We start from the raw sequence: 13,146 nt of genomic DNA, 5'->3' as shown, positions 1-13,146 counted from the left end.
AACGTGGCCTAAGGGAACTAACATTAAATGATATGAGGTTCAGGCTCATTTCAGGTTGGCGCGATATAAAGTTTGAGTACACCACTAAGAGGTAAACACGATGCGCATGACCTATCTGACATCCAGTCTAATGACAATATCATTCAGTGTGCTAGCGTCCGTCTCTTGGGCAGCGGGCGAAAATGATGGTTCTCTCAGTAACGCGAGCAATGCCGATGTTGATCGCACTATTAGCCTTGAAGCGGGCGATATGTGGTTTGATCCAGAAGATATTCAAGTTACCGCTGGTGAAACCATTAAATTCGAAATTTCCAACACCGGTAATATTGAACATGAGTTTGTGATAGGTGATAAAGCAGCCCAGGAACAACATAGGCTAATGATGCAAGAAATGAGTGATAGTCGTGGTGAAGGTCATGGCGGACATGGTGGTCACGACATGGAGGAAGGTGCGCATGGCGGGCAAATGCCATCGATTACCATAGCCGCTGGTGAAACCAAAACACTGGTATGGACAGCTCCCTCGAATGTTACGAGCCTGGAGTACGCCTGCAATATCCCTGGTCATTATGAATCAGGGATGTATGGTGATATTAACTTTTAGCGCGATATCAGCTTATGAAACTGTTGCTTCTGGAAGATGATGACCTGTTAGCCGAGAGCTTGGCTGAAAGTCTCAAAGACAACGGTTACCTCGTCGACGTAGCCGACACTGTTAAGTCGGCTACGTCGTTCATGGCAACCGAGGAGTACGAGCTTGTCATTCTAGATATTGGTTTACCCGATGGTTCGGGGTTGGAACTCCTCACGCAGTGGCGTAAACAAAAACGTACTACGCCTGTTTTGATACTCACCGCGCGAGATACTTGGGAAGACAAGGTAGTCGGCTTGGAAACCGGTGCTGACGACTACCTTACTAAACCCTTTCATGAAGCTGAACTAATGGCGCGCCTAAAGGCACTACTGCGTAGGCGCTCAGGTCAATTATCCCAAGTCATCTCGCTCAACGGGGTATCCTTGGATGAAGCGAGCCAACGAGTTTGCAGCGAAGAATCAGCCTGGCGTTCGCTGACTGCCACAGAGTTTCGACTACTGCGTTACCTAATGCTTCATCCCGACCGCATTCATTCCAAGGAGCGACTGCTGGAACAGCTTTACGCGTTGCAGCAAGACGCCGCCGCACCTAATCTTGTTGAGGTATACGTCGCGCGTCTGCGCCGTTATCTTGGCAAATCGATCATCCAGACTCGCCGAGGCCAGGGGTACACCTTTGTTTCACGTTGATCAACGCAGCTTACGGTTTCGTCTTTTAGCTTGGCTGGGCGGAGTCGCGGTGCTGGTTGTTGGCTTGACATGGTTACTGCACGGCGTATTTCTGCAAAAGCTTGCTGAGGATTTTCTCGGTGAGCGCCTCAAGCGTGAAGCCGTACATGCAGTATTCCAGTTAGAAAATGACCAGTTGGCGATACCCTCTTCCCTCACATCGGCAAGTCAAAGTTACCAGATTTTCCATCACCTTTACGTGCTGCGAATCAATGGTGAGATCACCGCTTCAGACTCAGAATGGCAGCGTCAACTTTCCTCGCTACTCAACGAAAAGGGAGATGCACTGATCGAGGTGAAACACGGCGAGCGCCACTTGTTGGTATATCGTCAACACTTCGAGTGGCGAGGCACCACAGGCGCTTTGCTAATTGGAGAAGATTTTTCTCAAGTAAAGAAAGGACTAGCCACTCTGCACTGGTGGGTCGGTGGTATTGCTGCAGGCCTGCTCGCGATGCTGGTCGCACTCAATATGCTAGCTGTTAATAGGGCACTGAAACCGCTAATACAGCTGCGCCAACAGCTTGAAGAACTGCAGGCTGGTGGACGTCAACGGCTTTCCCTAGTTGCTCCCGCCGAGCTTGATGGTCTAGTTGCACAGCTCAATCGTTTTATGGATGACATTGACCTGCGGTTACAGCGCTCCCGGGAATCCGTGGCCAACCTCTCTCATGCTCTCAAAACCCCACTGGCTGCGATCACCCAGGTGTTAAGAGGCAACAGACCCATTGATGATAACCGCCGCCTTAAGCTGCTAATGCGAATAGAAGATATCAACGCACAATTGGATGCCGAGCTACGCCGTGCGCGTATCGCTGGTCCCAATGCGGGGCGCATGACCCACCTCAAACGCGACAGCCAGCGTCTGAGGGATATGTTTTGTAGTCTCTACCCTAAGCAATCGTTCGAGCTAACGCTGGCGACTAATCAGCGTGACCAGGTGCCTATCGATGCCCATGATTTCGCTGAGATGCTGGGTATTGTGCTGGATAATGCCGGCAAGTGGGCCACCAGTGAGATCCGTTGCTATATCAGCACTTCTGAGCAAGCCATTCATCTAATGATTGATGACGACGGCCCCGGCGTTGCTGAAAGAGATATGGTCCGCCTGGGCGAGCGTGGTATCCGCCTGGATGAGCGCTATCCTGGCTACGGCCTGGGACTTTCCATTTTGGCTCAGTTGGTGGCTCGCTATAACGGACACTGCCAATTTGAGCGCAGCTCGCTAGGTGGCCTGCGGGTAATTACCACCCTGCCATTGACGGGCATTAACCCATCGTAGCGGCTTTTCAGCGTTGATTCAGCTTACTCCCTCAAAATGGCGAAATTCATCACCGTTGGGAGTTTTAGATGACGCGTTCGAACATTATGACTCGCCCTCTTTCACGCCGTCAGGTATTGAAAGGTAGTGCAGCATTGGGGTTGGGGTCTGCTGCTGCCATGGGTTTAAGCCCCGCGTGGGCCAACCCCTGGGGGCGAACAAACGTCTATTCCAAGGGCGTTGAAGAAGGCCCGGAGATATCGTTAGCCATCCGCCGAGAATCCATTCCGATTGATGGTCAGGAGGCTAGCGCTTTTAGCATCAACGGCACCAGCCCCGGCCCGTTGATTCGCCTGACGGAAGGTCAGGACGCAGTGTTGCGCGTCACCAATCTGCTTGATGAGTCCACCTCAATTCACTGGCACGGCTTGATTTTGCCCCCCGGAATGGATGGAGTTCCAGGGGTCAGCTTTGCTGGTATCGCGCCAGGCGAAACCTTCACCTATCGCTTCCCCGTGCGCCAGAATGGCACTTACTGGTACCACAGCCACTCAGGCATGCAGGAGCAGCTAGGTCACGTGGGGCCGCTAATTATCGATGCCGCCGAGCGCGAACCGTTCCGCTACGACCGTGAACACGTGCTGTTGCTGACGGACTGGACGTTTGAAGACCCCACGTCGGTTTTTCGCAATCTGAAAACCATGGAGGGGTACTACAACTTCCAGGAACGCACTATTGCCGATTTCTTTGCCGATGTGCGGCATAACGGCTTGGCTCCCACCGCTGAGATCCGCAGCATGTGGGCCAAAATGCGCATGAGTTCGCGGGATATCGCGGACGTCACTGGTAGCACTTATACCTACTTGCTCAACGGCCACTCCCCTGAGGAGAACTGGAACGCCCTGTTCAAGCCGGGTGAACGTGTGCGGCTGAGGGTGATCAACGGCTCCGCTATGTCCTACTTCGATGTACGCATCCCTGGTCTCAAAATGACCGTAGTGGCCGCCGACGGCCAGCCGGTACAACCCGTACCGGTGGATGAATTTCGTATCGGCGTTGCAGAAACCTACGATGTCTTGGTGTCACCCGAAGACGATCAAGCCTACACCATCTTCGCCGAATCCATGGATCGCAGCGGCTATGCCCGCGCCACGTTAGCCCCACGCGAAGGCATGCAGGCGGAGATTCCTGATCGCCGTCAGATTGCCGACCGCGGTATGGAAGCCATGGGCGCTCACAGCATGGGCGGTATGGATCATTCGGACATGTCCAACATGCCAGGAATGGATCACTCGGGTATGTCCAGTATGGAAGGCATGGATCATTCCAATATGGAGGGCATGGATCATTCAGCCACATCGGATATGAGTGGCATGGACCACTCCACAGGCATGACCGGGGAGCAGCACAATACACTCGCAAGCGGCATGTTGTCAGCTGGCGAAGCCCAGCCCGGCTCGCGCTATGGCCAAGCAGGCATAGGCATTGATCCCAACGAGCGTCGTGTACTGGTTTACCGAGACTTAAAGGCCTTTACTCCTTGGCCCGACCGCCGCGAGCCTGGACGCGAGCTTGAACTGCACCTCACCGGCAATATGGAACGCTACATGTGGTCGTTCGACGGTAAGAAATTCAGCGAGGTGACCGGGCCGATACACTTCGAGAAGGACGAGCGGCTTCGTTTGATTCTGGTCAACGACACCATGATGGAACACCCCATTCACCTGCATGGCATGTGGATGGAGCTGGAAAACGGCCAGGGTGAGCTGATTCCCCGTAAGCATACCCTGAACGTTAAGCCTGGCGAGCGCGTTTCGGCACTGATTACGGCAGACGCGGAAGGCAGTTGGGCCTTCCATTGCCATCTGCTTTATCACATGGATGCCGGCATGTTCCGCGTTGTTCAGGTTTCTTAAGGAGGCAGTATGAAAGCCAAGCTCAACTTTACTGGCATTAGCGTAGCGTTTTTCATGATCACCGCTGCGCATGCGGAGGATGGTTACGACGCTCCGAAAGATTGGCCAGCCCCGATGATGGAACACAATATGGGTATGGCACTCTTTGATCGCCTTGAATATAGCGTACCCGATAACGGCGAAGAGGCCGTTGTGTGGGACTTTCAGGGCTGGTACGGCGGCGATATTAACCGCGTGTACCTCAAGTCAGAAGGCGAGAACGTCCAGGGCGATGGTGAAGATGCAGAGTTCGAATCCCTTGAGCTGCTCTACAGTCGCCTAGTTGCCGACTTTTGGGAGCTACAGGGTGGCGTGGGTTACCAGGGTGGCGTATTTTCCAATGACCACGCCGAGCGAACCTATGGCGTGATGGGCCTGCAAGGCGTGATGCCTTACGGCATCGAAACCGATGTCGCCCTACAACTGAGCGATGACGGCGACCTGGCCGCCAGTTTTGAGGGCGAATACGACCTGCGCCTGACACAACGCCTTTATCTGCAGCCACGTACTGAAATTGCCGTTGCTGCCAGCGAAGTCGAGCAGTTTGGTGTGGGCCAAGGGCTAAACTCCGTACGTTTGGGTATGCGCCTCGGTTACGAGGTGACCCGCCGCTTCGCTCCTTATGTAGGCGCTTACTGGGTAAAAGAGTATGGCGATACCGCCGACCTTTCTCGTGCAAGTGGAGAGAGTAGCGAAGACACCGGCGTGGTTGCGGGCGTCAGGTTAATGTTTTAAACCGTTAAACACTTAATAACTCGCGCCACCGGAAGGTGGCGTTTTTTTGTTAAATCGTCGTGTCATCGCCAGACACCAAGACGGGTTGGGAGGCAGATGAAAATGTCTTCCATGAACATATTTGACCTAAAGGCGGCACATAGGTTCTAGGCTGATAGGTAAGCAATTTTTAAAGCGATATACATCGATAAACGTGAACTCATGTGCGCCTGTGTCGGTGGCAACAGCAATGTTCCATTAGGCTTTGTATCACTTACCGAAAACCTAGTGATGATGGGAATGGGACTGTGGATGCCGCTTGGATAATTATTGCCTACTTTTTCCGAAGCACTTGATCAGGTTGCGTTCAAACAAGTCATCCATGCTAGGAGTAATTTATATGGCTGAGCAGGATAGAACGCCACAATATAAAGAAAACAGTCTTTCGTTGGTTGGGGCGGTGGCATTAGGCACCGGCGTAATGATTGGCGCCGGTATCTTTGCGCTAACCGGCCAAATGGCCGAAATGACTGGCCGGCTATTCCCCCTGGCCTTTCTGGCCGCTGCCGTCATTGTCGCTTTCAGCGCTTACTCTTACGTTAAAATGTCCAATACCTTCCCTTCGGCAGGTGGCATTGGCATGTATTTACAGAAAGCGTATGGCCCGACGCTTCCCACCGCCTTTCATGCCCTTCTGATGTATTTTTCCATGGTGATCGCACAGAGTTTTCTGGCGAGAACGTTTGGCTCCTATACGCTTGAGTTGTTTGACCTGGGGGATCGTTCGCTATTTGTGCCCCTGCTCGGGGTTGGCTTACTGCTAATAGCCTTTGTGATCAATTTATCCGCCAACCGCTTGATCGAGACCGTCGCCTCGGTGCTTGGGTTTATCAAAATAGGCGGCATTGTCGTGTTTGGTATTGTGGGCGTGTTTATTGCCGACTCCATCGAAATGGGCTCTGGCAACGACGCACCAACGCCTACAATAGCGGGCTTTTTAGGTGCAACGGCACTTGGCATACTGGCATTTAAAGGCTTCACGACGATTACCAATAGTGGTTCGGAGCTTAAAGATCCTAAGCGAAATCTTGGCAGAGCTATCTCGATTTCTATTGCGCTATGCGTGGTGATCTATGCACTGGTCGGTTTTGCCGTTGCCAGCAACCTATCTTTGCCTGAAATTATCGAAACCCAGGACTACTCCCTGGCCGCCGCTGCCCGTCCCGCACTGGGTGAAGCAGCCGTTGCGTTTACCGTTATTCTCGCCATGCTAGCAACGGCAGGCGGTATCATCGCCAGCGTCTTTGCCGTTTCACGCATGCTCGCCATGCTGACAGAAATGAAATTGGTTCCCCATCGGCATTTCCATATGCCAGGAAGTGTGCAAAAGCACACGCTGGTTTACACCATCGTGTTTGGTTTAGTGCTCACCGCTTTTTTTGACCTGAGCCGTATAGCAGCATTAGGCATCATTTTCTACCTGATCATGGATATGGCCATTCACTGGGGCGTGCTTCGCCACCTGAAAGACAGTGTGGGGGCTAATCCTTTCATTCCTGGCATTGCCATATTGCTGGATGCCGTTGTGTTAATCGGCTTTGTTTGGGTAAAAGCCACCTCTGACCCGTTAGTGCTCATCGTTGCCAGCATAGTGATGGTCACTCTTTTACTCGGCGAGTGGATTTTCCTATCCAAACGCGAAACTTCAAACGATAGCGAGCACTCTCACACTCATTAACGTTAACAGCGTTATAGGAGGTACCCAATGGACGTTAGAACCTTTGGTGAGTTAATCGATTGGACCCGTCAGTTACACAAGCATCTTGCAGCTTGCCTTGCTCATTGCGCCGATATACACGAAGAAGAGCGCGCTCGCATGTTGCTCAATTACTTAGCTGCACAGGAAGCGGAAATGCAGCGCGTTGTGGAGCGCTTTGAACAGACTGCTGACGCAAAAGCATTAAAAACCTACGTTTATGACTATTTGGAGCATAAACCTATCCGTACGCATCGTACCTGCGATGCTCCCTACTCTACGCTAAGTGTTGACGACATTTGCCGAGAGGTTTTTGATTTCCATGAGCAAACGATAAACCTTTATCGAACCCTCGTTGGCAAAGCGGATATTCCAGAAGCTAAAGAGCTCCTAGAGTCTCTTTTAGCTCTTGAAGAGCACGAAGCCATGCGCCTTGTTCGCCAAACGGGGAGAATGAACGATGTCTGAAGACTATACCGAGACAAAGGTAAAAGATCCTGTTTGCGGTATGGACGTTGATCCTCATGCTACTCACCACCGTGCCAATCACGCGGGTAAGACGTGGTACTTCTGCTCAGAAAAGTGTCAGGATAAATTTGTTTCCAAGCCTGACAAGTATCTTGAGCCAAGCAAACAACCACAAGCGCCAGTACCCTCAGGATCTATTTATACTTGCCCGATGCACCCAGAAGTTCGACGAGAAGGCCCAGGCGACTGCCCAATCTGTGGTATGGCGTTGGAACCTGAGACCGTCTCTGCGGACACTGGTCCTTCGGACGAACTCAAGGACATGACCCGGCGTTTCTGGATCGGCCTGGTACTGACCCTACCCGTATTTGCCCTAGAAATGGGTGGGCACGCGTTTGGCCTTATACATTTTATTTCCCAGCAAACCTCTAACTGGATTCAACTGCTGCTGGCAACGCCGGTAGTCGTCTGGGCAGGTTGGCCATTCTTTGTACGCGGATGGCGCTCGCTAGTCCGTCGCAGCCTTAATATGTTCACGCTAATCGCGATAGGTACCGGCACCGCGCTGATCTACAGTTTGCTGGCCACCCTCGCACCGGACATCTTTCCCGACACCTTCCGTCAAGCCGATGGCTCGGTGGCCGTTTATTTCGAAGCAGCAGCAGTGATTGTCGTTTTAGTTCTACTGGGACAGGTATTAGAGCTACGCGCTCGTGAAAAAACCTCTGGCGCTATTCGTGCTCTGCTTGACCTAGCGCCCGCTACCGCTCGACGCCTTGATGATCAGGGCAATGAGGAAGATATCTCCCTTGATCAGGTTCAGGTTGGGGATCGTCTCCGAGTGCGCCCAGGCGATAAGGTGCCACTAGACGGCGAAGTGGTGGAAGGTAGTTCCAACGTTGACGAATCCATGGTTACCGGCGAACCGCTAGCGGTGAAAAAAGAAGTTGGCGATGGCGTCATTGGCGGCAGTATCAATGGTCAAGGATCATTTGTCATGCGCGCTGACAAGGTGGGCCAGGACACCATGCTGTCGCAAATTGTGCAAATGGTCGCCAGCGCCCAGCGTAGCCGCGCACCCATTCAAGGGCTTGCCGACAAAGTCGCTAGTATCTTTGTACCCGTCGTTATTGTTATTGCCGTTGTGGCTTTCATCGCCTGGTCAGTATGGGGCCCTACCCCGCCGATGGCGTTTGGCCTGATTGCGGCGGTTAGTGTTCTGATCATTGCCTGCCCGTGCGCGCTAGGTCTCGCTACCCCCATGTCGATTATGGTGGGTGTAGGGCGCGGTGCCCAGTTAGGCGTGTTGATCCGCGACGCCGAAGCTCTTGAACGTCTAGAGAAGGTAGACACCGTCGTCGTCGACAAAACCGGCACGCTGACCGAAGGCAAACCACGAGTGACCGAGTTGATTCTCACTGAGGGCATTGCTGAATCAGAGCTTTTGCGCTTAGCCGCTAGTCTAGAGCGAAGCAGCGAGCACCCCTTGGCCCATGCGATAGTCGAAAAGGCTAAAGAGGCACAGGTAAAATTAACAGAAGTGTTGGACTTCGAGGCCCCCAACGGCATGGGCGTTATAGGCCAGATAGATGGCAAGCGTATCGCCCTGGGGAACCGGTTATTGATGGAAAGCGAAGACGTTAACACCCGGTCTCAAGACACACATGCCGATCAATTGCGCAGTGACGGTGCTACGGTCATCTTTGTAAGTATCGACGGGAATTTGGCTGGGCTGCTCGCCATTGCCGATCCGGTCAAGGAAACCACTGAAGATGCCATCCGTTCGCTACAGGCTGACGGCATTCGAGTGGTGATGCTGACAGGCGATAACCGTACCTCCGCCGATGCTGTGGCGCGTCGGCTTGGCATTGATGAGGTCGAAGCTGAAGTGCTTCCAGAAGACAAGGGCCGTGTGATTCAGCGGCTCCGCGATGAAGGGCGCATTGTTGTCATGGCCGGTGACGGCGTGAATGATGCACCCGCGCTGGCAACAGCGGATGTCGGCATTGCCATGGGAACCGGCACCGATGTGGCAATAGAAAGCGCTGGGGTCACCCTACTGCGTGGCGACCTTACCGGCATTGCCACGGCGCACAAGCTCTCAAAAGCCACCATGCGCAACATCCGTCAAAACCTGTATTTTGCCTTTGCTTACAACGCGGCGGGCATTCCCATTGCCGCAGGGATTTTGTACCCCTTCACCGGTATGCTGTTATCACCGATTATCGCTGCAGCGGCGATGTCACTCTCTTCAGTCAGCGTTATTGGCAATGCTTTACGACTTAGGATGATATCTATTAAGTAAAATATTTAAGTGACTAAATCGGAAATAAATCGCATAAGGAAGGTGGCTTAGCTCATAAATCCTGAGTCGTCCCGGATATTCTAGACACCCGTTAGACTTTTAAAGTAACGCCTTTCATACTCAACCGGCGACAAGTTATCTCTTGTGCTGTATCGATGCTTTGGCTCTTAAAACATGTCGATATAATTGAAAACGTTGTGCCTAGCCACTTCATGGAAACCACTTTTTATTATCATTAACATATGTTTTATGTATTGATAAAAAAACTATGGATTTATAAGTAACAAACTCGCTTTTAAAGATAGAGAGGAGCTTGAAGCGAACAATAACTTAAAATCAAGAAATGCTGCTAGCTAACTTAAAGCCTGAAGTTGTCATCAAACGCTAACTGCTTCTGTTTCCATAACGCAGCACCTGCTGAAAAGTCCAATTTGGTCATAATAGCAAAAGACCGCCCTGTCATTGCGAAGATGACGTACCGAAAATATGACAACACAAGGTAAAGAAAATCTGTCATTCGCATTGATGAATAAAGGATTAAACCCCTTGTTAACGAAGGTTTCATGCTTCAAACCTCCTGAATCAACGTTTTAAGCGTGGACTGAACCAAAACAAAACTTACAAGGTAACCTCATGGACAACACTCGACTCAACGGTAAAAATTGCTTAATTACTGGCGCCGCACGCGGTATGGGTGCTGCCGTAGCCGAACACTATGCTGCACAAGGGGCGAAGGTTTGCGTAGCGGATATCAACATTGAAGGGTGCAAAGAAGTAGCGGCACGTATTAAAGCAAACGGCGGCGATGCCATTGCGGTCAAACTTAATGTCACTGATCGCGCTGAAGTTCAGGCTGCGGTGAAAGCCACTGTCGACGCCTTTGGCAGCTTGAACGTAATGGTCAATAATGCGGGCATCAACAAGCCAATGATGTTCCTTGATATCACTGAGGAAAACTGGCACCAGATAATGGACGTTAACGCGCTGGGCTGCCTACTCGGCATGCAGGAAGCGGCCAAGCAGATGATTAACCAGGGCAAAGAAAACGGCCCTTATAAAATCATCAACGTTGGCTCGATTCTGTCTCGCCAGGCTTTTGACGATGTTGTGCCCTACTCTTGCAGCAAGCACGCTGTGCTGGCCATGATTAACGGCGGAGCCAAGGCACTTGTGGAACACAATATTACCGTCAATGGCTACGGCCCTGGTGTAGTGCGCACTGAACTGTGGGAGCAGCTCGATAAAGACTTGGTCAGCATCGGTAAATTCGCTAAGCAGGGCCAGTCTATGGACGAGCTTGCTGAAAAGATGATTCTAATGAAGCGTTATTCCTACCCTGAAGATGTGGTTGGCACCGCCTCTTTCCTGGCCAGCGCTGAATCTGACTACATGACCGGTCAGCTGCTGATGATTGATGGCGGTATGATCATGCAGTAAGTGAGCAAAACGCCCCATGCCTGCCTCTCAGGCATGGGGCTACGCCTCTCTCCTAACGCCTAACTAATAATGTCCCTTTTCACGCATCACTTTGTCGGCCCGCTCTTGAGCCATAGAAAGCGCTTTTTTGATCGAGCGCCGTCCATTCAGCACTTCAAATATCTCGTTTCCCGCAATGCTGATGACCTCTGTAATCCCAAGCACGGGCGGACGTGGCCATGCCTGTAAAATGTCCTTTTTTGCCATATCATCGACAATCTTGATCAGGGGCGATAATGCCGATACTTCTGGATCCTGACTAACACTGAAACGAGGCGTTACCAGGCTACCGTTCATAATGTAAAGTTTGGACATGTTGGCTGAAGTCAGGTGCCTTAGTGCCGTCCATACGGCTTCAACACGCTCTGGTGCTAAGTTCGCGGGAATTGCGAGGGCATAACCACCGATCGGAGTTATGGCGCGACCATGATTGCCAACCGGATGGGGAAGATAGCCGGTATTACCATACGCAGGTGAGTGCCGATCTAACTCAAATAGCGGGGCGAGGAGCGTATAGCAGTAGGCCATACAGGCCTCGCCCGATGCATAAGACTGGGCGCGCTCGTACCAGGACATACTGAGTATATTCGGCGGCGAATATTTCAAAATATCCAACATATATTCGCAGGCCCTATAAGCGGCATCAGATTGAAACATCGGTCGCAACTGCTCACCTGTGGCTTGCTGAAAGTCATAACCGCCCTGGCCGCTAGGTAGATTAAGCAGCGGCTGGCCGAACTTTGCCATTAGGAAACTAAAGGTATGCCCAAGGGGCGTCCCTCTGGCCGCGTTCCAGGCAATGCCGTACCGCCCCTTGGCCGGGTCATGTAATTTTCTGGCCACTTTAACCAGCGCTTCCGTCGTAGTGGGAGGCGTTAACTGTGCCGCTTCGAAAATATCCTGGCGATAGCAAAGTAATTCCGGAGTGGTTTGCACCGGGATACCGTACTGACTGCCAGCATATCCCGAGCTCTGGATAGCCATGGGATGGAAATCAGAAAGGTCATAATTGTCGCGTTGGATTAACGTGTCGAGTGGCCTCAGCACACCACTGGCGGCCAATTCACCAAACCAGGGCAGGTCACAGGCGACAACGTCATAACGCGACTTCACCAAACGGGCATTAACGAGGATGTCATCCAGCAGGTTGTCAATAGACCGTGCCTTATTGCGAATCTCCAACCCAAAAATCGACTCCAACTGACGCTTAAGGTTGTGCATGGCCATAAACGTTGGGTCAGCGTGGGCTAAAACGCGTAACCCGCCCTTCAGTTCAAGCCTTGCAGACAGTACCGCTGGTGTTGATATCACCCGCTCTGTGGACGGCGCCCACAAGGAGATCTTATTGGCCGTTTGCGAGGACGGGTCTATACCGAACAACGGCCCAAGGAGCCCTTTAATTCGCTCAGCGTAGCTTTCCCACTCGTGAATCATTTGAGGGGACGGATGCAACGAAACCGTCTTGCCCGACTTAGTACGTGGGCGTGAGATGAGTAGCCCACGCTGCATAATGCTCTCGATACCCCGCTTTGCCGTCCCATAGGTGAGGCCAGACGCATCTGCCAGCGACGTTGGGGTGGTTAATCGACCCGCAAGGTGGTTTCGCATGACGTGCAGTAGCATGCGCATTTCACGATAGCCCAGTGCCATGGAGAGCGTGCCTTCAGTTTCATCTTCAAACTTTTCAATGAAATCGATAAAGCGAGCAAACTCTGTATTAGAAATTTTCGAGGAAGGCATTTGCGATAGCTTATCGTAAGGCCCCTCTGGATGAGCCTCATTTATCTCCGCAAGACCGTCTCTCATGACAACCTCCAGGCATCATAAAGCCATAAGACTCACGAAGTAGTGATACGTACTTTTTAAAGGTAGGCCGCTGTGTGAAGCA

General features: G+C 52.0%; 10 protein-coding genes. 9 read left to right on the top strand and 1 reads right to left on the bottom strand.

The window, feature by feature from the left end:
* Window positions 1–100 precede the first annotated feature (100 nt).
* The 9 genes from AC5TBW_RS08810 to AC5TBW_RS08770 all read left to right on the top strand — a co-directional run bounded on the left by AC5TBW_RS08810 (window position 101) and on the right by AC5TBW_RS08770 (window position 11,219).
* The gene (locus AC5TBW_RS08810; RefSeq protein ID WP_495511692.1) at window positions 101–604 is read left to right on the top strand and encodes a cupredoxin domain-containing protein; all 504 of its coding nucleotides are present in this window, start codon (window positions 101–103) and stop codon (window positions 602–604) included.
* 14 nt (window positions 605–618) lie between these two features.
* Window positions 619–1,284 (top strand): response regulator transcription factor, encoded by a 666-nt coding sequence (locus AC5TBW_RS08805; RefSeq protein WP_495511691.1) that lies wholly within the window; start codon window positions 619–621, stop codon window positions 1,282–1,284.
* Complete coding sequence (locus tag AC5TBW_RS08800) at window positions 1,271–2,605, top strand: ATP-binding protein (RefSeq protein WP_495511690.1); 1,335 nt, start codon at window positions 1,271–1,273, stop codon at window positions 2,603–2,605. The genes AC5TBW_RS08805 and AC5TBW_RS08800 overlap by 14 nt, the downstream gene beginning before the upstream one ends.
* Window positions 2,606–2,673: 68 nt before the next feature.
* Window positions 2,674–4,500, top strand: coding sequence for a copper resistance system multicopper oxidase (locus AC5TBW_RS08795; RefSeq protein ID WP_495511689.1), 1,827 nt, complete (start codon window positions 2,674–2,676; stop codon window positions 4,498–4,500).
* A gap of 9 nt (window positions 4,501–4,509) precedes the next feature.
* Entirely contained in the window at window positions 4,510–5,274 is a 765-nt protein-coding gene (locus AC5TBW_RS08790) for a copper resistance protein B (protein ID WP_495511688.1), read from the top strand.
* 379 nt (window positions 5,275–5,653) lie between these two features.
* Window positions 5,654–6,991: an APC family permease gene (locus AC5TBW_RS08785; RefSeq protein WP_495511687.1), complete on the top strand. Its 1,338-nt coding sequence runs from the start codon at window positions 5,654–5,656 to the stop codon at window positions 6,989–6,991.
* A 27-nt stretch (window positions 6,992–7,018) separates the two neighbouring features.
* Complete coding sequence (locus tag AC5TBW_RS08780) at window positions 7,019–7,477, top strand: ATPase (RefSeq protein WP_495511686.1); 459 nt, start codon at window positions 7,019–7,021, stop codon at window positions 7,475–7,477.
* Window positions 7,470–9,782 (top strand): heavy metal translocating P-type ATPase, encoded by a 2,313-nt coding sequence (locus AC5TBW_RS08775; protein ID WP_495511685.1) that lies wholly within the window; start codon window positions 7,470–7,472, stop codon window positions 9,780–9,782. The genes AC5TBW_RS08780 and AC5TBW_RS08775 overlap by 8 nt, the downstream gene beginning before the upstream one ends.
* Before the next feature lie 633 nt (window positions 9,783–10,415).
* Window positions 10,416–11,219: an SDR family NAD(P)-dependent oxidoreductase gene (locus tag AC5TBW_RS08770; protein WP_495511684.1), complete on the top strand. Its 804-nt coding sequence runs from the start codon at window positions 10,416–10,418 to the stop codon at window positions 11,217–11,219.
* Between the two features lie 63 nt (window positions 11,220–11,282).
* Here AC5TBW_RS08770 and AC5TBW_RS08765 read toward each other — a convergent pair whose 3' ends face one another.
* Window positions 11,283–13,064: an ABC transporter substrate-binding protein gene (locus AC5TBW_RS08765; protein ID WP_495511683.1), complete on the bottom strand. Its 1,782-nt coding sequence runs from the start codon at window positions 13,062–13,064 to the stop codon at window positions 11,283–11,285.
* Window positions 13,065–13,146: the final 82 nt, after the last annotated feature.

This window comes from Vreelandella sp. ssv (genome assembly GCF_059448525.1).
Note: the sequence above shows the minus strand (reverse complement) of the source record. Positions and strands in the feature narration are given on the sequence as shown.